At 64.7% G+C, this 20,957-nt stretch carries 23 protein-coding genes; 8 read left to right on the top strand and 15 right to left on the bottom strand.

Going from position 1 to position 20,957, the window contains the following annotated elements; translation table 11 throughout:
• The first annotated feature begins 3 nt into the window (after nucleotides 1-3).
• The 4 genes from CXY80_RS07325 to CXY80_RS07310 all read left to right on the top strand — a co-directional run bounded on the left by CXY80_RS07325 (nucleotide 4) and on the right by CXY80_RS07310 (nucleotide 3,031).
• On the top strand, nucleotides 4-255 hold the full coding sequence (locus tag CXY80_RS07325; RefSeq protein ID WP_092450460.1) for an exodeoxyribonuclease VII small subunit: 252 nt from the start codon (nucleotides 4-6) through the stop codon (nucleotides 253-255).
• Nucleotides 252-905 carry a DUF4245 domain-containing protein gene (locus tag CXY80_RS07320; RefSeq protein ID WP_158251596.1) on the top strand — a complete coding sequence of 218 codons (654 nt, stop codon included), beginning with the start codon at nucleotides 252-254 and terminating at the stop codon, nucleotides 903-905. Before CXY80_RS07325 ends, CXY80_RS07320 begins: the two co-directional genes overlap by 4 nt.
• Nucleotides 902-1,552 (top strand): carbonic anhydrase, encoded by a 651-nt coding sequence (locus tag CXY80_RS07315; RefSeq protein ID WP_092450369.1) that lies wholly within the window; start codon nucleotides 902-904, stop codon nucleotides 1,550-1,552. The genes CXY80_RS07320 and CXY80_RS07315 overlap by 4 nt, the downstream gene beginning before the upstream one ends.
• 63 nt (nucleotides 1,553-1,615) lie before the next feature.
• A complete protein-coding gene (locus CXY80_RS07310) occupies nucleotides 1,616-3,031 on the top strand; it encodes an aspartate ammonia-lyase (protein WP_092450371.1) in 1,416 nt (471 codons plus the stop codon).
• A gap of 188 nt (nucleotides 3,032-3,219) precedes the next feature.
• Here the strand turns inward: CXY80_RS07310 and CXY80_RS07305 are convergent, their stop codons facing one another.
• From CXY80_RS07305 to CXY80_RS07290, 4 genes are all read right to left on the bottom strand, one after another.
• Nucleotides 3,220-3,744, bottom strand: coding sequence for a GNAT family N-acetyltransferase (locus tag CXY80_RS07305; RefSeq protein WP_104132120.1), 525 nt, complete (start codon nucleotides 3,742-3,744; stop codon nucleotides 3,220-3,222).
• A 99-nt stretch (nucleotides 3,745-3,843) separates the two neighbouring features.
• Nucleotides 3,844-5,193 carry a PhoH family protein gene (locus CXY80_RS07300; RefSeq protein WP_092450375.1) on the bottom strand — a complete coding sequence of 450 codons (1,350 nt, stop codon included), beginning with the start codon at nucleotides 5,191-5,193 and terminating at the stop codon, nucleotides 3,844-3,846.
• Nucleotides 5,194-5,410: 217 nt separating this feature from the next.
• Nucleotides 5,411-6,532 carry an aminotransferase class V-fold PLP-dependent enzyme gene (locus tag CXY80_RS07295; RefSeq protein ID WP_092450377.1) on the bottom strand — a complete coding sequence of 374 codons (1,122 nt, stop codon included), beginning with the start codon at nucleotides 6,530-6,532 and terminating at the stop codon, nucleotides 5,411-5,413.
• Nucleotides 6,533-6,568: 36 nt separating this feature from the next.
• Entirely contained in the window at nucleotides 6,569-7,354 is a 786-nt protein-coding gene (locus CXY80_RS07290; protein ID WP_092450379.1) for an isoprenyl transferase, read from the bottom strand.
• 68 nt (nucleotides 7,355-7,422) lie between these two features.
• Here CXY80_RS07290 and CXY80_RS07285 point away from each other — a divergent pair, with 68 nt between their 5' ends.
• The gene (locus tag CXY80_RS07285; RefSeq protein WP_104132094.1) at nucleotides 7,423-8,124 is read left to right on the top strand and encodes a hemolysin III family protein; all 702 of its coding nucleotides are present in this window, start codon (nucleotides 7,423-7,425) and stop codon (nucleotides 8,122-8,124) included.
• Between the two features lie 4 nt (nucleotides 8,125-8,128).
• Here the strand turns inward: CXY80_RS07285 and CXY80_RS07280 are convergent, their stop codons facing one another.
• Nucleotides 8,129-8,386: a hypothetical protein gene (locus CXY80_RS07280; RefSeq protein WP_092450383.1), complete on the bottom strand. Its 258-nt coding sequence runs from the start codon at nucleotides 8,384-8,386 to the stop codon at nucleotides 8,129-8,131.
• Nucleotides 8,383-9,249, bottom strand: a complete 867-nt coding sequence (gene mca / locus CXY80_RS07275) for a mycothiol conjugate amidase Mca (protein ID WP_233195109.1) — start codon at nucleotides 9,247-9,249, stop codon at nucleotides 8,383-8,385. The genes CXY80_RS07280 and mca overlap by 4 nt, the downstream gene beginning before the upstream one ends.
• Before the next feature lie 82 nt (nucleotides 9,250-9,331).
• On the opposite strand from mca, the gene CXY80_RS07270 reads away from it, so the two are divergent.
• Together CXY80_RS07270 and greA are read left to right on the top strand one after the other, a co-directional pair.
• Nucleotides 9,332-9,817 (top strand): DUF4307 domain-containing protein, encoded by a 486-nt coding sequence (locus CXY80_RS07270; RefSeq protein WP_158251595.1) that lies wholly within the window; start codon nucleotides 9,332-9,334, stop codon nucleotides 9,815-9,817.
• Between the two features lie 98 nt (nucleotides 9,818-9,915).
• Nucleotides 9,916-10,407 carry a transcription elongation factor GreA gene (gene greA / locus CXY80_RS07265; protein ID WP_104132092.1) on the top strand — a complete coding sequence of 164 codons (492 nt, stop codon included), beginning with the start codon at nucleotides 9,916-9,918 and terminating at the stop codon, nucleotides 10,405-10,407.
• Between the two features lie 291 nt (nucleotides 10,408-10,698).
• On the opposite strand, the gene ilvA is transcribed toward greA, so the two are convergent.
• From ilvA to CXY80_RS07235, 6 genes are read right to left on the bottom strand one after another with little or no spacing between them, the layout of a single operon-like run.
• Nucleotides 10,699-11,934 (bottom strand): threonine ammonia-lyase, encoded by a 1,236-nt coding sequence (gene ilvA, locus CXY80_RS07260; RefSeq protein ID WP_104132091.1) that lies wholly within the window; start codon nucleotides 11,932-11,934, stop codon nucleotides 10,699-10,701.
• 3 nt (nucleotides 11,935-11,937) lie between these two features.
• Nucleotides 11,938-13,353, bottom strand: a complete 1,416-nt coding sequence (locus tag CXY80_RS07255) for an AI-2E family transporter (protein ID WP_233195107.1) — start codon at nucleotides 13,351-13,353, stop codon at nucleotides 11,938-11,940.
• Nucleotides 13,354-13,374: 21 nt separating this feature from the next.
• On the bottom strand, nucleotides 13,375-14,478 hold the full coding sequence (locus tag CXY80_RS07250; RefSeq protein WP_166787606.1) for an ABC transporter ATP-binding protein: 1,104 nt from the start codon (nucleotides 14,476-14,478) through the stop codon (nucleotides 13,375-13,377).
• Entirely contained in the window at nucleotides 14,475-15,320 is an 846-nt protein-coding gene (locus tag CXY80_RS07245) for an ABC transporter permease (RefSeq protein ID WP_092450392.1), read from the bottom strand. Before CXY80_RS07245 ends, CXY80_RS07250 begins: the two co-directional genes overlap by 4 nt.
• Complete coding sequence (locus CXY80_RS07240; RefSeq protein WP_369828655.1) at nucleotides 15,317-16,270, bottom strand: ABC transporter permease; 954 nt, start codon at nucleotides 16,268-16,270, stop codon at nucleotides 15,317-15,319. The genes CXY80_RS07245 and CXY80_RS07240 overlap by 4 nt, the downstream gene beginning before the upstream one ends.
• Nucleotides 16,167-17,276, bottom strand: coding sequence for an ABC transporter substrate-binding protein (locus CXY80_RS07235; protein ID WP_104132090.1), 1,110 nt, complete (start codon nucleotides 17,274-17,276; stop codon nucleotides 16,167-16,169). The genes CXY80_RS07240 and CXY80_RS07235 overlap by 104 nt, the downstream gene beginning before the upstream one ends.
• Nucleotides 17,277-17,468: 192 nt before the next feature.
• Here CXY80_RS07235 and CXY80_RS07230 point away from each other — a divergent pair, with 192 nt between their 5' ends.
• Nucleotides 17,469-18,659 carry a winged helix-turn-helix domain-containing protein gene (locus tag CXY80_RS07230; RefSeq protein ID WP_104132089.1) on the top strand — a complete coding sequence of 397 codons (1,191 nt, stop codon included), beginning with the start codon at nucleotides 17,469-17,471 and terminating at the stop codon, nucleotides 18,657-18,659.
• A gap of 42 nt (nucleotides 18,660-18,701) precedes the next feature.
• Here CXY80_RS07230 and CXY80_RS07225 read toward each other — a convergent pair whose 3' ends face one another.
• From CXY80_RS07225 to CXY80_RS07215, 3 genes are all read right to left on the bottom strand, one after another.
• Nucleotides 18,702-19,586: a M48 family metalloprotease gene (locus CXY80_RS07225; protein ID WP_092450399.1), complete on the bottom strand. Its 885-nt coding sequence runs from the start codon at nucleotides 19,584-19,586 to the stop codon at nucleotides 18,702-18,704.
• A gap of 13 nt (nucleotides 19,587-19,599) precedes the next feature.
• Nucleotides 19,600-20,166 (bottom strand): LemA family protein, encoded by a 567-nt coding sequence (locus CXY80_RS07220; protein ID WP_092450401.1) that lies wholly within the window; start codon nucleotides 20,164-20,166, stop codon nucleotides 19,600-19,602.
• Nucleotides 20,167-20,347: 181 nt separating this feature from the next.
• Nucleotides 20,348-20,932, bottom strand: coding sequence for a heme-binding protein (locus tag CXY80_RS07215; protein WP_092450403.1), 585 nt, complete (start codon nucleotides 20,930-20,932; stop codon nucleotides 20,348-20,350).
• Nucleotides 20,933-20,957 lie beyond the last annotated feature (25 nt).

The following is a 20,957-nucleotide window of genomic DNA, read 5'->3' as shown; positions in this document are numbered from 1 at the left end:
AGAATGGATGCCATGACCTCGCCTGCCCCCACCATCAGTGAACTCAGCTACGAACAGGCCCGCGACGAGCTCATTCGCGTCGTCAACGAACTCGAACAGGGGTCGAGCACCCTGGAGCAGTCGCTCGCGCTGTGGGAACGCGGCGAAGCTCTGGCCCGTCGCTGCGAGGAATGGCTGATCGGTGCCAAGGCCCGCCTCGACGCGGCCCGCCTGGCCGCCACCACACCTTCCGAAGACGCCACACCCACCAGATGAGCCGCGCCCCCAAGCCGCCGCGCGTCGTCGCCGAGCTCGGCCGACCGGAGACTCCGCAGGAGACCGCCGATCGCCTCGCCGAGAATTCGCGCAAGTACCGGTCGCACAAGACCGTGAACAACCTCGTGCTGTCGCTGCTGGTGACGGTGGGAGCCGTGCTCGTGCTCGTGTTGCTGGTGCCGCGCAACGATAACCCGATCACCCGCGACGCCGACTATCCAAGCATCGCCGCCCAGCTGGCTCCGGTCGTCGACCACACCCTGGCCAGCCCGGAGCTGCCAGACGGCTGGAGCGCCAACGACGCCGAGTGGCGAGCCGGAGCGAACGACCAGGTTCCGTCCTGGTACATCGGCCTGATCACGCCCGAAAACCAGTTCATCGGCTTCAACCAGGCCTTCGACGCCAACCCCACCTGGCTGGCCCAGAAGCTGCCCGGCTCCCCCGTCGTCGACACGGTCAGCATCTCTGGCGTCACCTGGGACGTCTATCGCAACAGCGCACCGGCCGCTGACCGGGGAAATTTCGACTACGCGCTCGTGACAACAGCCGGCCCGAGCACCTATCTGCTGATCGGAACGGCGCCCACCGACGACTTCGAGACCCTCGCCACCGCGCTGGCCGCCAACATCGCACAAAATGGAGCGGAATGAACCGGTCATCGACGGCCGTCCCTTCTCCGGCGCAGGCCTGGAACGAACTATGCGAGGGCAATGCGCGCTTTGTTGCCGGCACCCCCCGGCACCGCGAGGACGTTGACCGGCGGGCCGAACTCGTCGGAGCGCAGACACCGCACGCTGCACTGTTTGGCTGCAGCGACTCCCGGCTCGCCGCCGAGATCATCTTCGACCAGGGGCTCGGCGACCTATTCGTCGTGCGCAACGCCGGCCAGGTCATCTCGTCGTCCGTGCTCGGTTCGCTGGAATACGCGGTCGCCGTGCTGCGCGTTCCGCTCATTCTCGTGCTCGGCCACGACGAGTGCGGAGCGGTACGTGCTGCGATCGATTCTCAGACAGCGGATGCCCCGGCTTTGCCCGTGCATATCGCGCGCATTATCGAGAAGATCGTGCCGGCCGTGCGTCGGGTCAGCGGGCAGGCGGCATCCACTCAGCTGGACCCCGCCCGGGTCGACGCCGGCCAGGTCGGCCGGGAACACCTCAAGGACACGGTCACCGAACTGCTCGAACAGTCCGAGGTGATCAGCGCGGCCATCGCAGCCGGTACATTGGCTATCGTCGGTGCGAACTACGTTCTTTTCGAAGGGCATGCCGACCCCAACATCGTGGTGGGCGATATTTAGCTCACCGGCGCACCCGTTGCGCACAGCACGACTCTCATACAGCACCGAAAGGGAACGCACACAGTGGTGGACACCTCCGCACAAACCGGCTACCGGATCGAACACGACACGATGGGTGAGGTCCGCGTTCCGACGGACGCTCTCTACGGTGCCCAAACCCAGCGCGCGGTCGAGAATTTTCCGATCTCCGGCTCCACACTTGAGTCCGCGCAGATCGCGGCTCTCGCCCGCATCAAGAAGTCGGCGGCTCTCGCCAACGCTCAGCTCGGCGTGCTCGATGCGGACATCGCCGACGCGATCGCCTCGGCCGCCGACGAGGTCATCACCGGGCAGTTCGACACCGAGTTTCCGATCGATGTATATCAGACCGGCAGCGGCACCTCCTCGAACATGAACATGAACGAGGTCATCGCGACCTTGGCGACCCGCGCGCTCGGCCGTTCGGTGCACCCGAATGACCACGTCAACGCGAGCCAGTCCTCCAACGACGTGTTTCCAACCTCGGTGCACATCGCCGTCACGAGCGCCCTGATCGACGAGCTCATCCCCTCGCTCGACCACCTGGCCGTCTCCTTCGAGGCCAAGGCCGAACTGTGGAAAGAAGCCGTCAAGGCCGGCCGCACCCACCTTATGGATGCCACGCCGGTTACCCTCGGCCAGGAATTCGGCGGCTACGCCCGCCAGATGCGTCTCGGCATCGAGCGCATCCGCACCGCCCTGCCCCGCATCGCCGAGGTTCCGCTCGGCGGCACCGCGGTCGGTACCGGCATCAACACGCCCTACGGCTTTCCGCAGCTGGTCATCGAGTTGCTGGTGCGGGAAACCGAACTACCGATCACCGAGGCGCGCGACCACTTCGAAGCCCAGGCCAACCGCGACGGCCTCGTCGACGCCTCCGGGGCGCTCCGCACCATCGCCGTTTCGCTCACCAAGATCTGCAACGACCTGCGCTGGATGGGATCAGGCCCAAACACGGGCTTCGGCGAGATCAACATCCCCGATCTGCAGCCCGGCTCGTCGATCATGCCCGGTAAGGTCAACCCGGTTATCCCCGAGGCCGTGCTCATGGTCTGCTCGCGTGTCATCGGCAACGATGCCACGATCGCCTGGTCCGGTGCCTCCGGCTCGTTCGAGCTCAACGTCGGCATCCCAGTGATGGGAACCGCGCTGCTCGAGTCGATCCGCCTGCTCACCAACGCCACCCGGGTGCTCGCCGACAAGACCGTCGACGGCCTCGTCGCCAACCTCGAGCATGCTCGCGCCCTGGCCGAGAAGTCGCCGTCGATCGTCACCCCGCTCAACCGCGTCATCGGCTACGAAGCCGCCGCCAAGGTGGCCAAGAAGGCTGTAGCCGACGGACTCACCGTGCGTGAGTCCGTCATCGCGCTCGGCCACGTCGAGCGCGGTGACCTCACGCTCGCCGAGCTCGACACCGCGCTCGACGTGCTGAGCATGACGCGTCCCCCGCAGAAGAAGTAGCAGCACCACCGACAGCGAGTGTTGCCGATCCGTCCCAGGCGTTATCGGCAACACTCGCTGTCGTTAACCGCTCACGCCGCGGGCATCGCGACTCACTTTCTTCACCGCCACCAATAGAACGATCGTCGCTGTCGTCCCGATACGGGAATCCCCTGCGGGACGCCTCGGGATCAGGGCGGAGTTCACGTTCAGCGGGGATCGGCCAACAGCTGATACATGAGATGGTCTTGCCACCGGCCCGCTATTTTGAGGTATGCGGGCGCCAATCCATAACGCACGAAACCCACACGTTGAAGCACCCGTTGGGAGCGCACGTTCGGAATCAGCGTCTCGGCTTGTACCCTGTGCAGCCCCAACTCTTCGAATGCCCGCGTGGTCATTGCTCGAACTGCGTCAGTGGCGTAGCCGCGTCCGTTGTTCTCTTCAGCGACCCAGTAACCCATGTTGCACGACTGAAATGCCCCATAGGTGATCCCGCTGAACGTGATCCGACCCACGACCTGGGCGTCCTCGTCGAGAATCACGTGTGGCAGAGCCTCGCCTCGGCTGTGCCGAGCAAGAACATTTTCGACCTCTGCCTGCTGACCTGCGACCGTGAAGTAGGGATCCTGGCGCACTGGTTCCCACGGAGCGAAGAAGATCCGACCAGTTCGCTGGAGGACGGCAAGGCGCTCCGCATCATCGGCGGAAATGAGTCGAGTAGTAGCAGGCATCAAAGAATGCTCCCACATGAGCCGCAAATCAAACGACCTGCCGCGTGGGCTATCGCCAACGGTGACCAGCGACCACAGGCATCCGCTCCCCCGCCGAAACTACATCACCTCGTTGCCCTCCAGCATCTCGGTCACGAGCGCCGCGATCGCGCTGCGCTCCGACCGGGTCAGGGTCATGTGCGCGAACAGCGGATGCCCCTTCAGCGTTTCAATCACGCTGGCCACGCCGTCGAAGCGGCCGACCCGCAGGTTGTCGCGCTGGGCGACGTCGTGGGTGAGCACAACGCGCGAGTTCTGACCGATGCGGCTCAGCACGGTCAGCAGCACGTTGCGTTCGAGGGACTGCGCTTCGTCGACGATCACGAAGGCGTCGTGCAGGGACCGGCCGCGAATGTGAGTGAGCGGGAGTACCTCGAGGATGCCGCGCTCGATCACCTCCTCGACCACGTTCTCCGACACGATCGCGCCGAGGGTGTCGAATACTGCTTGCGCCCAGGGCCCCATTTTCTCGCCCTGGTCCCCCGGCAGAAAGCCGAGGTCCTGGCCGCCGACCGCATACAGCGGCCGGAAGACCATGATCTTGCGGTACTGCTGACGCTCCAGTACTGCTTCCAGACCCGCGCAGAGGGCGAGCGCCGACTTCCCCGTTCCGGCTCGACCTCCCAGCGACAGAATGCCGATCTCCGGGTCGAGCAGCAGGTCAATGGCGAGTCGCTGCTCCGCCGACCGTCCGTGCAGCCCAAAGACGTCCCGGTCGCCGCGCACCAGCTTGAGCGTGCCTCGGCTGGTCACCCGGCCGAGGGCAGAGCCCCGATCGGAGTGGATGACCAGCCCGGTGTTGATCGGCATGTCCTGCACCGTGCGCGAATCGAGCGTTTCCTTGTCGTAGAGCACGCTCATCTGCTCGGCGCTGAGGGTGATCTCGTCCATGCCGGTCCACCCGGAATCAACGGCGAGTTCGTGCCGGTACTCGTCGGCGGCGAGGCCGAGCGACGCGGCCTTCACGCGCAGCGGCAGGTCCTTGGAGACGACCGTCACGGTCATTCCTTCATTGGCGAGGTTGAGCGCCACAGCCAGAATGCGCGAGTCGTTGTCACCCAGCTGCAGGCCAGACGGCAGCACCGACATGTTGGAATGGTTCAACTCCACCCGCAGGCTGCCGCCCTCGCCGACGGGAATTGGAAAGTCCAGGCGCTCATGCTTGAGCCGCAACTCGTCGAGGTTGCGCAGCGCCTGCCGGGCGAAATAGCCGATCTCCGGGTCGTTTCGCTTGGACTCCAGTTCGCTGATCACCACCACGGGCAACACCACGGCGTGCTCGGCAAACCGGAAAATCGCCTTCGGATCGGACAGAAGCACCGAGGTGTCCAGCACGTAGGTGCGCTCGGTTTGCGAAGCGGATGTCTCCACCCGGTCAGTCGCCTTGCGATCGGTTCGATTAGCGGTCATGGCCACTCCCACCCTGCGTCACGAGGACGCGGATCACTTTGGCGAGCTGGCCATCAAGCAATTCTCGAGCCGTACTTATATGGCCGTCTCGATCAGGTGCCGTACCTGATGAAAGCGACGCTACGACCTACAGGAGAAAAAAGAAACCCGACACGCCCACCGAAATTTGTCGTTCACCTGACGTTGAGGCGGACGACGGGTACGCCGGCGCCGACTCCTAGTAGTTTGCTGAGAGTGCGTACGCCGTGAGCGCACCCCTCAGCATGGTTACCGTGTCGGGGTCGAGGGCCGCGTGCACACACAGTCGCACGGTCCGGCCGCGGGTGGTTGCGGTGATTCCGTGGTTGTGCAGGCTGGCTACCAGGGTGGTCAGAAGTTCGGCTGGCGGCTCCAGGACCACGATGCCGGCCCTTGAGACGACATCCCGCGGCGACACGATATCGACAACGAACTCATCGACCAGCTCGATGATCTCCGACACATTCTCGTTCATAGCCTTCTGGATCACGTCGACACCGACGTCGAAACTCTGCTCGAGCGCAGCAGCGAACCGCGCCTGCGCGATGGCGTCCCCATTGGTCACCCGAAAGGCTCGGGCAGCGTGACTGGGCGGGGTGACCTCGTCCCAGGGATCGTCCGTGTCGGTACCGACGTAACCGGAAATCACGGGCACCAGGCGCTCGAGTGCCCGTTCGCTGAGGGCGAGAAACCCGGTGCCCCAGCCGGCCCGCGTCCATGTCTGACCACCGGAAGCGACGACATCCGCTGCCTCATAGGCGGCATCGACGACGCCGAAGCCCTGAATCGCGTCGACGATGAGCAGGCGATCGCCGATGACCTGGCGGATGCCCTCGAGGTCGGTGCGATACCCGGTGCGCGAATCGACCAGGCAGACGGCGACGGCAGCGACGGCCGGGGTCAGCTGGTCGCGGATCTGTCCGGGGGTGACGCGGCCGTGATCCGTCTCCAACCAGAGCGGAGTCACCACGTGCAGGGCTTCGGCGGCGCGCACTGCGGCGAACGGAACGCTCGGAAAGTCACCGGCCGAGAGCAGCACAGATCCGGTGAGACCAAACATGGCCTGCATGAGTCCGGAGCTCGTGTTGGGCTGCAGCACGATCTGATCCGCGGCAAAGCCGGTGAGCTCTGACGCTGCGGTGCGAGCACGCAGATCCTGGTCGACCAGATGGTCGAGGCTGCCGTGGCGGGCGCGGGACAATACCTCGGTTTGGCCGAGGGTCTCAGCCACCACGGCCTCGGAGAGCGGGCCGACCCGACCGAAGTCGAGGTAGCCGGGTTCCTCACGAAAACCGTCGGTGAAGCTGAGCAGTGAATTCATGCGCGCAATTCCAATCGGTTGTCAAACACAGGGTGGCTACCCCCCGAAGCGCCGCTGCCGGCGGGAAAAGTCGCGCAAAGCCCGCAGAAAGTCGATCTGCCGTAGGTCGGGCCCCAGCGCTTCAACGAAGTAGAACTCGCTGTGCGCGCTCTGCCAGAGCATGAAGTCGCTCAGCCGCTGCTCGCCCGAGGTACGGATGACGAGGTCGGGGTCGGGCTGACCGCCGGTGTACAGATGCTGACCGATGAGTTCGGGCGTGAGGGTCTCTGCGAGGTCTTCCAGGGTGCCGCCGTGCGCGTGGTGGGTGGCGACGATGCTGCGCATGGCGTCGGTGATCTCGGTGCGGCCGCCGTAGCCGACCGCGAGGTTGACGTGCAGTCCCTTATGGCCGCTGGTCCGGGCATCCGCTGCATCGAGAGCCGCGACCAGCGGCTCGGGCAGGCCGGCCTTGGACCCCACCTGTTGCACCCGCCAGTTGCGGTAGTGCGAGAGCTCCTCAGCGAGATCGGCGATGATTTCGATCAGATCGGCGAGTTCATCGCTCGGGCGCTGGGTGAGGTTGTCGGAGGAGAGCAGGTACAGGGTGACGACCGAAATGCCGAGGTCGTCGCACCATTCCAGAAACTCGCGCATTTTGGCGGCGCCAGCTCGATGGCCGTGCGCGGCGGTTTGAAACCCCAATTGCCGGGCCCAACGCCGGTTGCCGTCGATGATCATGGCAACGTGGTGAGGCATGTGTGCCGGAGTGAGCCCACGCCTCAGCCGGCGCTGATACAGCCCATAGAGGATGCCACGCGGCGAGGGTACCTGGGGTTTCTGCACACAGTTACGCTAGTCCACTCCCCGGGCGTTCGCGGCACCCGGGCCACGCCCTGCCGTATCCTTGCAGCATGGCCACCGAGCACGATATCCCCAATCTGCCGCTGATCGAGGCGGCTGACGCCCACCCTGAAGACGTCAAACCGACCTGGCGCGGCTGGATTCACGCTGGCACATTTCCGGTGACGATCGCTGCCGGCATCGTGCTGCTCGTGCTCGCTGAGGGGTCGGCGGCGAAGATCAGCTCGGCCGTGTTCGTGCTCAGTTCGATGCTGCTCTTTGGCAATTCAGCGCTATACCACCGCTTCAACTGGCAGCCGCGCACCCGCATCATTCTCAAGCGCATCGACCACGCGAATATTTTTCTGCTCATCGCCGGGTCGTACACGCCCATCACGGTGCTCGCGCTGCCGCCGGAAAAGGCGACTCTGCTGCTCTGGCTGGTCTGGGGCGGAGCCGGGCTGGGCATCCTATTTCGAGTGTTTTGGATTCACGCCCCGCGCTGGCTGTACGTGCCGCTCTACCTGGTGCTCGGCTATGGCGCGCTGCTGTTCATCGTGGATTTCTTCCAGGCCAACGCGGCCATGATGACGCTCATCCTCGTCGGCGGGCTCTGCTACACGGTCGGCGCGGTCGTCTACGGGCTGAAGAAGCCCAACCCGGTTCCCGGTGTGTTCGGCTTTCACGAGATCTTCCACACCTTGACGGTCGTGGCGTTTCTGTGTCATTTCGTGGCGATATTGCTGATCGCCACGCATCCGCTCTACCCGTAACGGTTTATTCGGGCTTGTCGCTAGGCGTGGTCGGTGCGCTCGGGTCGGCATCGCGGGCGGCGACCTCGGCATCGAGGCGTGCCTTGATCTCGGCGCGATAGGTCGTACGACGGATGCGACGCACCACATCCAGGCAGAGCAGCAGGGTTGCCAACGCGATCAAGAAAAAGACCAGAAAACCGACGACGCCCGGGGTGACGGTGTTGGGGTCGAAGTCGGGGTCGGGAGTTGCGGCGAGCACGACGCTCAGCAGCGAGGTCATGCGTCGTCCTGGATTCCGGCGAACAGATCGGATTCGGGCATTGCGGTGTCTACTTTCGATTCGACGAGTTGGAAGTCTTCGTAGGGCCAGGCCTCGCGGACAAGATCGTTGGGCCAGAAGAAGAAGCTGCTGTCGGGTGTGACCTGGCTCGCGTGCGAGCGTAGGGCGGCATCTCGAGCTTCAAGAAAATCACCGGCGGGAACGTGCGTGGTGGCCAGCTTGGGGTAATTCTCCATGCGCTCGCGGGCTGCGCCGAGTGGCTCCAGCAGCGGAGAGTCCGGCTCAGCCACGCTCAGCGCGAGGTACATGGCATCGATACGTTCAAGGTTGAAGATGCGGTCGTAGTACACCTTGTCGATCTGCCACGGCTGCCCGGTGTGCGGGTAGCGACTCGGGTCGGCGGCGGCACGATAGGCCTCCATCGAGACCTCGTGGCAGCGGATGTGATCCGGGTGCGGGTAGCCGCCGTTTTCGTCGTAGGTGATCAGCACCTGCGGACGGAACTCCCGAATCAAATTCACCAGCGGCTCAGCCGAGTAGTCGAGCGGAATGGCCGCAAAGCTGTTCGGTGGCGCCTCCTGGCCCTCATCCATACCGGAATCCTCGTAGCCGAGCCAGCGATGCTGCACGTTCAGCGCCTCCTGGGCACCCTGCATCTCCAGGCGGCGCAGCCCGGGCAGGTCACGCTCGGCCATGGCATGGCCGGTCAGGGACGGGTTCAGGATGCTGCCGCGTTCGCCGCCGGTGCAGCTCACGATCATCACCTCAACGCCGAGGCTGCGGTAGTAGGCATATGTTGCCGCGCCCTTGCTCGATTCGTCGTCGGGATGGGCGTGCACAGCCATCAATCGCAGCGTCACCATACTCCTCAGGAATGCCAGATAACCTTAGGCCAGATAACCTAGATACCAGCCTAATCGCTCCATCGGAAGTGTGAAATCGCCAGTGCCCCTCAACAGCACGCCCATCGGAGTTCAGTCGAGCCGCCAGCCCGAGCGCCTCGACGAATCTGACGTCGCCGCGGCACCTGCACCCGAGAGCGCCGCGATCCAATCGCGCTACGGGCGCACCCCGGCCCGCCGGGTTCGCGACCGCCGCATCCTGTGGGGGCTCGGTGGCGTTTTCGTGTTGGTGCTGGGAGCGTGGGTTCTGTGGACCGGCCTGGACGGGGCATCCACTCAGATAGAAGCGCGCGATATCGGGCACACCATCATTGATGAGCACAGCGTGAGCGTCACCTTCGAGGTAGCGCTACCGGTGAACCGCACGGCGAGTTGCGCGGTTCAGGCTCTCAACGAGAGCTATTCGGTCGTCGGCTGGAAGATCATCGATCTACCGCCCTCCAGCCTGTACAACCGGTCGTTCACCGAGGTTCTGCGCACCACCGATCTGAGCAACACGGGTTTGATTTACCAGTGCTGGCTGACCTAAACTGACGTATTCGCCTCGGCAATCGCCCGGGCGACGACTATATCTGCGCGGCCCTCAACCGGCCTTTCTGCGCTTGAGCGTATTGAAGGAGATCACTCGTGATTACCGACACAACGGTCACCTGGCTAACTCAGGAGGCCCACGACCGCCTCGCCGCGGAACTGGCGACACTGAGCAACTTTGGCCGGGGCGACATCGCGAAGAAGATCGAGTCCGCGCGAGAAGAGGGTGACCTCAAGGAGAACTCGGGCTACCACGCGGCGAAAGAAGAGCAGGGCAAGATGGAGGCGCGCATTCGCACGCTCACCCTGTTGCTGCGCACCGCCGAGGTCGGCCGCGCCCCAGAGAGCAACGGCACCGTCATGCCGGGCACCGTCATCACGGCCACCATCGCCGGCGACGAAAGCCGCTTTCTGATCGGCAGCCGCGAGATCGCCGCCAACAGCGACCTGGACGTGTACAGCGAGCAGAGTCCGCTCGGCTCGGCGATCATCGGCCTCAAGGTCGGCGCCAAGACCAGCTACACCACGCCCACTGGCAAGGAGATCACCGTGCAGATCTCGAACGTGGAGACGTTCACCGGCGCCTGACTCCCCCGCCGAGGCTCGGCTGCCGATTCGCGCCGATATTGGGGCTCAGGTTGTCCACTCGCTGCACTTGGCCTTCCCCTGCACGCGAGGTGCCATCTTTAGCCCCTTGAGAGCTCGCCAAGGGGCCAGAAGTGGCACCTCGCGCGGTCAATGCACAACGCATGAGGCGGCCCGCTTACAACGCTGCACAGCCAGCAGCAATCAACTAGCAGCCGACGGTCGACAGCGCTGGCGGCAGCAGCTGCCGCCCGGCCTGTCTGTCTGCCTAGTCGACCGGGCTAGTCGACCGGGCTAGTCGATCTGGGGGTCGTAGCCGGCGGCGCGCAACGTGTCTACGACGTGCTGGCGGTGTTCGGGCCCGCGAGTTTCAACGCTGACGTCGAGTTCGACTTCGCTGATCTGCAGGCCGACGCCGTGCCGGGTGTGCAGCACCTCGATCACGTTGGCCGTCGCCTCCGCGAGCAGCTCGGAGATTCGAGCCAGCTGACCTGGACGGTCGGGCAGCATGATGCGCAGCGTCAGGTACCGTCCCGACGCGGCGAGGCCGTGGCTGATCACGCGTTGCATCAGCAGCGGGTCGATGTTTCCGCCCGAGAGGATGGCGACGGTCGGCCCGGTAGGGGTGATCTTGCCGGCCAGGATGGCGGCGACCGCCACTGCCCCGGCCGGTTCAACCACGAGCTTGGCGCGTTCCAGCAGCACCAGGAGCGCGCGGGCGGTGTCGTCTTCGGTGACGGTGACGATCTCGTCGACGGCGTCCCGAACGATCTCGAGATTAAGCAACCCGGGCCTGGCCACCGCGATGCCATCGGCGATGGTTGGGAGCATGTTGATCGTCACTGCTTCGCCGGCGGCGAGGGAGGGCGGATACGCAGCCGCGTTCTCCGCCTGCACCCCAATCACTCGGATGTGTCGCCCCTCCCGGGCGGCACGCTGCTTGAGCGCGCTGGCCACTCCGGAGATGAGTCCGCCACCGCCGATGGGAACAATGACTGTCTCCAGGTCGGGAACCTGATCGAGAATTTCGAGTCCGAGCGTGCCCTGCCCGGTGACCACATCGGCATGGTCGAACGGCGGGATCAGGATCGCGCCGGTCTCCCGGGCGTATTCGGCTGCGGCGAGCAGCGGTTCGCTCACGGTCGTTCCGCGCAGAATGACCTCTGCTCCGTAGTCCCGCGTCGCTGACAGCTTCGGCAGCGCGACTCCGACGGGCATGAAGATGGTCGCCTTGATGCCGAGCTCGCGCGCGGCGAAGGCCACGCCCTGGGCGTGGTTTCCGGCCGAGGCCGCCACGACGCCACGGGCTTTCTCCGCCTCGGTCAGTTTCGACAGTCGGTTGTAGGCACCGCGAATCTTGTAGGAGCCGGTGCGCTGCAGATTTTCACACTTGAGGTAGACCGGCGCGCCCAACACATCGGCAAGGTAGCGCGAGCTCTCCATCGGAGTCACATCCGCAACCCGGGCGACGACCGCGCGAGCGGCCTCGAATTCGGCGAGGGTCGGTCCGACGAGGGTGGTCTCTGGCATGTTCTAGTTCTCCGAACTATCGTGCGGGGCGCCGGGTGCGCTCGAATCTGTAGGGGTGACGCGCGCGGATGCCCCCCGCGACGTGAGGAGGGTCCCCGGGCGCAGCCGTGCTGTGCGCGCCGGTGCGCCGGACGTGCGATATCCCGGTCGGCTTTGCGGCACGGTCTGCCAGAGCACCGATCCGGTCGTCGGCACCGTCGGCACCGTCGGTGGGCTCGACCGCCAGCTACCCCCAGCAACGTAACTGGTCATCGCGTTCAAAACCGCGGCCACCGGAACGGCGAACAGAGCGCCTGGAATTCCGGCGAGTAAGGCGCCGGCAGCCACCACGAGCACGACGGCAAGCGGATGCACCTTCACCGCGGTTCCCATAATGAGCGGCTGCAGAACGTGTCCCTCGACCTGCTGCACGAGTAGGACGACACCGAGCATGGCCAGGGCAATAGCCCAGTTGTTGAAGATGAGTGCGATCACAATCGCCACCGATCCGGTCGCAACGGCACCGACGATGGGGATGAATGAGCCGAGGAAGACCAGAATTCCGATCGGAATGGCCATCGGCACCCCGAGCAGGGCCGCGCCCACTCCAATGCCGACCGCGTCGATCGAAGCGACCAGAATTTGCACCTTGGCGAAGTTGCCGAGGGTGGTCCAGCCGGCGATTCCCGCACCGTCGACGGCCGCGCGGGCCCGTCTCGGGAAAATTCGCACGATCCAGCCCCAGATGGCTTTGCCGTCGATGAGGATGAAGAGCAGGCTGAACAGAGCCAGCAGCAGGCCGGTCAGCAGGTGTCCTAGGGTACTCCCGACCGACAGAGCACCACTGATGAATACCGCACTATCCTCCTGGAGAGCCTCCCACCCTTGCTGCACGTACGTGTTGATATCAGTCTCGGAAACCTGCAGCGGTGAGCCGGCCAGGAACGCTTTGAACGAGTCGAGTGATCGGGTGAGCCGTTCGCTCAGCCCAACGGTGCCCTCGGCGATCTGCGTCGAGGCGAGGGTGACCAGACCGGCAACGAGCACCAGCGTGCCCACCATCGCCAGCGCCACAGCGACGCCCTTAGGCCAGTGATGCCGCACCAGGAATGCCACAAACGGAACCAGGAGCGCGGAAACCAGCACGGCCACGAGCAGCGGAATGACAATCAACCGCAACTGAATAACCAGGAAGACCAGAATGGCGATAGCGGCGGCGATCACAATCAGACGCCAGGACCAGGCCCCAGCCAAACGGATGCCGGCCGGCAGATTCTCGTCGACGCCGTTGGCGGCGGGGGCCCCGGTCACAACCTCGATCGGCGTGACAACGAGCTCGGATCCGGCGAGATCAGCGCTCTCCCGCGCGCGCTCTGCCGAACGCCTGCGACGCAACCGTAGCAGCGCGCGTGCACCTGGATTGCCCGTGGATTCGCTCACTCAAACAGTCTAGGACTGCTGTCAGGACTGTTGCTGCGCCACACTGGCGGTCTCCACCCGCTCGGTCGAGACCGGTGCCCCGGTGAAGTTGACAAACACGTTCTCGCCCGCTTTCGGGTGCACGCGCACGCCGTGCTGAAGAAACAGAATGGTGCCGTCGGCCAGGCGCAGGGTCGTGCGGCGGAGCGACCCAAGAAAGCTGGAGGTGACCACGGTCGCCGCGAGGCCCTCGGCTGCGAACTCGATGTCTTCCGGGCGGATCGAGACCGTCACGGGTCCGTCGGGCGTCGCCGGGTCGATCAGGGGCAGGCTCGTTCCATAGACCTCGGCTCGAGCCGAGCGCACGAGACCGTCGATGCGGTTGCTGAGCCCGACGAAGTCGGCGATGAACGGGGTGGCCGGACGGGAATAGAGTTCTTCGGGCGTGCCGACCTGCTCGATATTGCCGGCGCGCATCACGGCGACGCGGTCGGCGACCGCGAGGGCCTCATCCTGATCGTGGGTGACGAACAGGGTCGTGATGCCAAGTTCGGTTTGAATGCGTCGAATCTCGTCGCGCAGCTGCACGCGCACCTTGGCGTCGAGCGCCGAGAGCGGTTCGTCGAGCAGCAGCACACGCGGTTCGGTCACGAGTGCGCGCGCGAGCGCGACCCGCTGCTGCTGGCCGCCGGAGAGCTGGTGTGCAAAGCGATCGAAGTGGTCGTCGAGGCCGACCATGGCCAGGGACGCTGCCGCCCTGCGGCGCCGCTCGGCCGGCTTGATCTTTCGCATCCGCAGCCCGAATTCGACGTTTTCGCCGGCACTGAGGTGCGGAAACAGCGAGTACGACTGAAACACCATACCCATGTCGCGTTTGCTGGTGGAGAGTGCTGATACGTCGATGCCGTCAATGGTGATACTGCCAGCATCGGTGGATTCCAGCCCTGCCAGCACGCGCAACGCCGTGGTCTTGCCGCTGCCACTCGGGCCGAGCAACGCGACACATTCGCCCGCGTGCAGGGTGAGGTTGAAGCCGTCCAGGGCGCGCATTCCGGAGAATTCTTTGACGACGCCGGTGAATTCGACGACGGTTCCCGGTCGGGTCGGTGCGGTTGGCTGCTGGGCTGTCAGCTGCTGTGAATTCATGCTGGACCTTTCACGGTGGTACGGCGGCGCGATGTTCGGGTGCGCGGGGCACCGAGTCGTCCGATAACGAGGAGCAGCAGGAAAGCGAAGGCGAGGGCCAGCAGCGAGAGGATCACGGCCGTGTACGGGTCGACCTTGCTCACGACGACGAGAGCGGTTTGCAGGTTGACCCGGTTCAGCAAGGACGCGATGGTGAATTCGCCGAGCACGACGGCCACGGCGATGAAGGCTCCGGCCAGGATGCCCCGGCGCAGGTTGGGTACGAGCACCCGCAGGAGCACACTGCCCCAGCCAGCCCCGAGAGTGCGCGCAGCTTCGGTGAGCGTTTTCACGTCGACGCCGTCGAGGTTGGATTGAATGGCCCGATAAGCGAAGGGCAGCACCGTAATGCCGTAGGCGAAGGCCAGGGTCCACACGCCGCTGCCCAGCATTCGAGCCACAATGGCGTAGACCGGCGCGAGCCCGACCACAAGCACAATGGCCGGAATGGTGATGGGCAGAATACAGATGAATTCCAATACTCGGCGCAGCCGGGGAAAACGGATGTGCACGAGCAGCATGGTGGGTATGAGCAGCAGCAGCACGATCAGAACGGTGCCAATGGCCAAAGCCACCGAGTTGCCGAGCGCTACCAGCACCGGTCGGTACACCCCGGTGAATCCGCTCTGAAACAGGGCGACCCAGCGGTCGACGTTGTAGCCGCCGACCAGCCCGGCACGCAGGGTGAATTCGATCATGGCCACGATCGGCACGGCGAAGATGACCCCGACCACGCCGAGAATGATGGTGCGAACCGTGCGGGAGGGCGCGTGAGCCACACCGTTGGTGGTCAGTCCGGTCATTGCTGCCACCGCGCGGCCCGTGACTGCAGCACTGAATAGCCGACCATGACGACGGCCATCACCACGATCATGCCGAGGGCCAGCGCGCCGGCCAGGTTTTCCCGACCGAGCAGCGTCTCACTGGTGAGTGCGGCGCGAATTTGCAGGGGCACAATCTGCGAGCCCTGACTCACCAGCGCCGCCGCGGTGGCGTAAGAGGAGAACGCGTTGGCGAACAGCAGCAGCAGGCTGCCGATGAAGGACGGCGCGAGCACCGGAAAGGCGATACGGAACCAGTAGCTGGCTGTGCTTCCGCCGAGAGTGGCGTTCGCCTCGGCCCACTGCGGTTTCAAGGCTTGCAGGGCGGGCATAAAGGTGATGATCATAAGCGGAACCTGAAAGTAGATGTAGGGCAGGATAAGGCCGGTCGTCGAATACAGCCAGACGCCGTTCTCAAAAATATCCAGGCCGAAGGTGTCGCGCAGATACAGGGTGACCATGCCCTGAATGCCAATGGTCGCGACGAAGGCGAAGGCGAGCATGACGCCACCGAACTGCGCCAGCACCCCGCTGAGCGAGTCGATGGTGGTACGCAGCGGGCCGTCGGGGCGAGCGCCGAGCAGGGCGTAGCAGACCACAGCACCGACAACGGCACCGACGACGGCGGTCAGCGCCGACAGCCAGAAGGAGTTGAAGAAGGTGGTGAGCACGACGGGATCGCCGAGGGCCGCGACCGTGGCCAGGGTGAAGGCGCCGGTATTGTCGAAAAAGCCCGTGCCGATGGCAATCAGGGTCGGCACAGCCAGGAACAACAACACATACACCGCGAAGGGCAGCAGCCCGAAGGCTGCTGCCCGACCACGGATGTTACTGGACAGCGGCAGCCCACTTCTCGCCGAGCAGCGTTGCCGCTGCGGTGCTCTGGTCTTCGGTCGGAACGACGGTGTCGCTCGGCGCCTTCGGCAGCGCATCGAACAGCTCGCTATCGATGGTGCCGGCCTCGGCCATGGCCTCGGCGCGCGCCGGGCGGGCGCCGCCCGCAAGCCACAGGTTCTGTGCTTCATCGCTGTAGAGGAATTCCTGCCAGAGCCGCGCTGCGGCGGGATTGGGAGCATCCTTGTTGATCGCCTGGTTGTAGTAGCCGGCGTAACCGGTGCCGTCGAAGACGACGACCTTCCAGTTGCGCTGGCCCTCCAGCTGGGCGCCGTAGCCAACGTTGAGGTAGTCCCAGTCGAAGACCACCGGGGTCTCACCGGAGGCGACGGTTGCCGTCGTCGGGTTGACCTTCAGAAAGTTACCGGCCGCATTGAGATCGGAGAAAAAGTCAATGCCGGGCTGAAAGTCAGCGACCGTTCCGCCACTCTGCACGGTGGCGAGGCCGACAGCGGCAAACGCTGCACCAGCCTGGGTCGGGTCACCATTGATGGCCACCTTTCCCGTGTAGTCGGCGCCGAGCAGGTCGGTCAACTCCTTGGGCTCCGGAACAGCGTCGGGGTCGTAGCCCACCGACAGGTATCCGCCGTAGTCGCCGACGTAGAGGCCGGAGGCTTCCTTGAGCGCGTCGGGAATGTCGGCCCAGTTGGCAACCTGGTACGGCGCAAAGCGGTCGGTACTGGACAGGGCCACAGCCAGGCCGAGGTCGAAGACATCCGGTGCCGTGTCCTGGCCCTTGAGGTTGTCGGCGGCCTGGATCTCTTCGGCGCTGGACCCATCCGGGGACGCTTCGTTGATCGTGATGTCCGGGTATTTCTCGGCAAACAGGTCGAGAACGGCGCCATAGTTCGCCCAGTCACGCGGCAGCGCGATGACGTTCAGCTGACCTTCCGCGATGGCGGCTTCTTCGAGGCCTGCCAGATCGCCGAAGGCGCTCAAGCTGGTGGCGGTCGCTGCGTCGACGCCCGAGGCCGGAGCCTCGGCGGCCGGTGAACAGCCGCTGAGCGTGAGGGTGAGGGCCGCTGCGGCGGCCAGGGACACCATGAGAGTGCGTTTGAGTGACAATTTTCCTCCATTGTGACCGGGTCCGGAGCGTTGGATTACTGTGCGAACGCACCGGGTGAACAGATTACGGGGCAGGGTGTGCCGGTCGCCCGACAATACGAAGGCTACATGGCCGCCACATGTTTTCCGGGTAAACACCAGGTGAACGGGGGTGCAGCTAGAGTGAGACGAATGGTCACGACAGTTTCCCCCGCACTCGCGCGGCGGATTGCGCTCGCCGCGCAGGGCTTCGGCGCGCGACCTGGATCGGCCGTCGGCATCCGTCAGCTCACGGGTCTGGTAAATCGACTCGAGCTGCTGCAGATCGACTCGGTCAACGTGTTCGAGCGCAGCCACTACCTGCCGGCCTTCAGCCGACTCGGCGCCTATGACAAGGCCCAGCTTGATCGGTTGACCACGGGGCGCGAGGCCCGCTTTACCGAGTATTGGGCGCACGAGGCCTCCTTTCTACCGGTCGAGGTCTGGCCGCTGTTCCACTGGCGCATGCAGAACTATCGCGACCGTTCAGCGCGCACGCCCGACGATTGGTCGCACGCCAACCGGCCGATGCTCGATTGGCTCCTGGCCGAGCTCGCCGCCAACGGCCCGATGCGGGCCAGCGCAATCGAACACGACGCCAACAAGCGCAGCGGGCCCTGGTGGGGCTGGTCCGAGGTGAAGACCGGGCTGGAAATTCTGTTCCGCTGGGGTGATGTGGTCAGCGCCGGGCGCATCCGTTTTGAGCGGGTCTATGCCTTGCCAGAGCAGGTCTTCTCCCCCGAGCTGCTCGGCACTGAAATTTCTGAAGCGGATGCCCACCGCGAGTTGGTGCGCCGCTCGGCGCGCGCGCACGGGATCGGAACCGTGAAGGACTTCGCCGACTACTTTCGGCTGAAGTCGGCGCCGGCACTCTCAGCCATCCTTGAGTTGGAGGAGGCCGGCGAGTTACTCCCGGTGGAGGTTGCGAGCTGGGGCGCGCGCGCCTGGCTGCACCGCGACGCCCGGCTGCCGCGGGCCATGGACGCGCAGGCGGTCTTGTCGCCGTTCGACCCGGTGGTCTGGGAGCGTGCCCGCGCCCTGCGGCTGTTCAATTTTCACTACCGCATCGAGATCTACACGCCGCAACCAAAGCGCGTGTTCGGCTACTACTCACTGCCGATTCTGCTGGGCGACATGATCGTCGGCCGGGTCGATCTGAAGAACGACCGGCAGGCCGGCGTGCTCCGGGTGCAGTCGGCCTGGGCTGAGCCGGCGGCGCCGACGGATACCGCGGGTCGGCTCGCGCAGGTACTGCGGGAAGCCGCGCTCTGGCAGGGACTTGAGGAGGTCGTCGTCGCGCCGCGGGGAAACCTGGCTGGGGGTCTGGCCGCCGAACTGCGGTAGATCTCGCCGCCGGGTGACGCCCCGATGTGCGGGAAAACTAAATCAGAACTTGCTGCCCATGGCGGTCAGGCGCTCTATGCGGTCGGCGATCGGCGGGTGCGTCGCGAACAGCTTGCCCATGGCGCCCTTCTTTAGCGGGTCCGAGATCCAGAGGTGGGCCATCGAGCTGTTCTGCTTCTGCATGGGGCGACCGTATTCGCCCAGTTTGGCCAGGGCAGAGGCGAGCGCATCCGGGTGGCGCGTCGTCAACGCGCTGGTGGCATCCGCTAAATATTCGCGTTGGCGAGAGATGGCGAGCTGCACGACGGTCGCGATGAGCGGGGCCACGATCATGGCCACGAGCCCGAAGACCATGACGACGGGGTTGCCGTTGCTGTTGTTGCTGCGGCCGAAGAACGCCATGCGCAGGAACATGTCGGAAATGAAGCCGATCGCGACAACGAGGCCGAACACGACCATCGACACGCGAATGTCGTAATTGCGCACGTGGCCGATCTCGTGGGCCATGACGCCTTCAAGTTCGGAGTCGTCCATGATGTCGAGCAGGCCGGTGGTGGCGGCGACGATCGCGTGCTGGGGGTCGCGACCGGTGGCGAAAGCGTTCGGCGCCGGATCATTGATGATGTAGACCTCGGGCATCGGTGTGCCGGTCGTGATCGACAGGTTCTCCACGATGCGCCAGAGGCGCGGGTGGTCGGCCTTGCTGTTGACCCTGATGCCGCCGCTCATCGAGATGGCCTGGCGACCGGCGGCGTAGTACTGAATGATCACGTAGAGCGCCGTGATGACGACGGTGGCGATGAGGATGCCGTAGCCGCCGGTACCATAGACGGCGTTGGCCAGCCAGCCGAGCCCCGCAATGATCACGAAAAACAGGATCATGATGAAAACGGTGTTGCGTTTGTTCTTAGCTATCGCGCTGTACATCGGCTAAGTCCCGTTAGAACTGCACGCGGGGCGGCTCCGCAATCGCTGCGGAATCGGCCACCTCAAAGAACTCGCGCTCGGTGAATCCGAGGTTAACGGCGAACAAGTGGTTCGGGAACACCTTGATCTTGGTGTTCATTTCGCGCACGCCACCGTTGTAGAAACGACGCGCGGCCTGGATCTTGTCTTCGGTGTCGACGAGTTCGCCCTGCAACTGCAGGTAGTTCTGGCTGGCCTGCAGCTGCGGGTACGCCTCGGCGACGGCAAAGATGCTCTTCAGCGCGGTCTGCATGTGATTCTCAGCAGCGGATGCGTCGGCCGGGCCTTGGGCAGACAGCGTCTCGGCCCGAGCCTTGGTCACGTTTTCAAACACGTTCTTCTCGTGTGCTGCGTAGCCCTTGACCGTTTCGATCAGGTTGGGCAGCAGGTCAGCACGACGCTTGAGCATCACCGTGATGTCGCTCCACGCTTCGTCGACGCGCACATTGAGCGTCACGAGCGAGTTGTACGTCGACCACAGGTAGATACCAGCGATGGCGACGAGTGCGACAACGATCAGAACCGGGATGAGCCATTCCATGGCAGCGTCTCCTTGCAAATTGGCTTTCTAGGGTGGCACGGAGACATGAACTAGCGACAACGACCCCCGTGCGTACCTGCCAATACTAACCGCGACCCCGGAGGCTCCCACCCGCTTCCCATCACACTCCAAGCAACCTCAAGGCGTGCGGGGATTTCCCAAGGCGGCAGGGAGAGCGCGGTCAGCCGGGCTCTTCGACGTCGACCAACACCTCGTTGCGACGCAGAAACCACGGTTTGAACGGCGGGTCGAATCGGGCGAATCTCGGTGACCCCAGGGCGGTGAGCCCGGCGGCGGCGAGCGCCGCGCGCAACTCCTCGACATGCTGTTCGTAACGAGTCTCACGCCAGCGGCCACCGAACCGCAGTGCAGCGACCAGTGCGGACGGTACCGTTCTCAGTTGCACTTTGGGGTCGGTGGGTTGCGGCGCCGTTTGCGCCGTCAGCTCCTCGGGCAGCACGAAAGCAACCTGGAACTGCGCACTGCCCACTCGATTTGACGGGTGCGTCACAGGCTGTTGCAGCACGGGCGCGGTCATCGCGATCTTTTCTGCCGCACCGGTCTGCACCACTGGCGCGGTCATGGCCACCTTCCGGCGGGACTGGTTTGCCCCGCTGATGTAGGCAAACAGGTATCGGAAAGCACGGTTGCCGGCGTCTTCGAAAGGGCCATCCGTGGTGACTTCGGCCAAGAGATGGGCTGGGTATCGGCGAAGTTCGAAATCGTCGTAGGAGTGCAGGACGTGGTAGGGCTGCTGCTTGGTCACGCCCCGAAATTACTGCAGGTGGCTG

Source organism: Cryobacterium sp. M91, from assembly GCF_002929615.1.
Classification (GTDB): Bacteria; Actinomycetota; Actinomycetes; order Actinomycetales; family Microbacteriaceae; genus Cryobacterium; species Cryobacterium levicorallinum.
The sequence above is the reverse complement of the archived record's forward strand: the minus strand, read 5'-3'. Positions and strand labels throughout refer to the sequence as shown.

Bases quoted from the DNA above. Each gene is read 5' to 3' on its own strand.
- CXY80_RS07325 (WP_092450460.1), top strand. From the start codon at position 4: ATGGATGCCATGACCTCGCCTGCCCCCACCATCAGTGAACTCAGCTAC.
- CXY80_RS07320 (WP_158251596.1), top strand. From the start codon at position 252: ATGAGCCGCGCCCCCAAGCCGCCGCGCGTCGTCGCCGAGCTCGGCCGA.
- CXY80_RS07315 (WP_092450369.1), top strand. From the start codon at position 902: ATGAACCGGTCATCGACGGCCGTCCCTTCTCCGGCGCAGGCCTGGAAC.
- CXY80_RS07305 (WP_104132120.1), bottom strand. From the start codon at position 3,744: ATGCCTGCTACTACTCGACTCATTTCCGCCGATGATGCGGAGCGCCTT.
- CXY80_RS07300 (WP_092450375.1), bottom strand. From the start codon at position 5,193: ATGACCGCTAATCGAACCGATCGCAAGGCGACTGACCGGGTGGAGACA.
- CXY80_RS07295 (WP_092450377.1), bottom strand. From the start codon at position 6,532: ATGAATTCACTGCTCAGCTTCACCGACGGTTTTCGTGAGGAACCCGGC.
- CXY80_RS07285 (WP_104132094.1), top strand. From the start codon at position 7,423: ATGGCCACCGAGCACGATATCCCCAATCTGCCGCTGATCGAGGCGGCT.
- CXY80_RS07280 (WP_092450383.1), bottom strand. From the start codon at position 8,386: ATGACCTCGCTGCTGAGCGTCGTGCTCGCCGCAACTCCCGACCCCGAC.
- mca (WP_233195109.1), bottom strand. From the start codon at position 9,249: ATGGTGACGCTGCGATTGATGGCTGTGCACGCCCATCCCGACGACGAA.
- ilvA (WP_104132091.1), bottom strand. From the start codon at position 11,934: ATGCCAGAGACCACCCTCGTCGGACCGACCCTCGCCGAATTCGAGGCC.
- CXY80_RS07250 (WP_166787606.1), bottom strand. From the start codon at position 14,478: ATGAATTCACAGCAGCTGACAGCCCAGCAGCCAACCGCACCGACCCGA.
- CXY80_RS07245 (WP_092450392.1), bottom strand. From the start codon at position 15,320: ATGACCGGACTGACCACCAACGGTGTGGCTCACGCGCCCTCCCGCACG.
- CXY80_RS07240 (WP_369828655.1), bottom strand. From the start codon at position 16,270: ATGCGCTGCCGAAGGCGCCGAGCGACACCGTCGTTCCGACCGAAGACC.
- CXY80_RS07235 (WP_104132090.1), bottom strand. From the start codon at position 17,276: ATGGTGTCCCTGGCCGCCGCAGCGGCCCTCACCCTCACGCTCAGCGGC.
- CXY80_RS07230 (WP_104132089.1), top strand. From the start codon at position 17,469: ATGGTCACGACAGTTTCCCCCGCACTCGCGCGGCGGATTGCGCTCGCC.
- CXY80_RS07225 (WP_092450399.1), bottom strand. From the start codon at position 19,586: ATGTACAGCGCGATAGCTAAGAACAAACGCAACACCGTTTTCATCATG.
- CXY80_RS07220 (WP_092450401.1), bottom strand. From the start codon at position 20,166: ATGGAATGGCTCATCCCGGTTCTGATCGTTGTCGCACTCGTCGCCATC.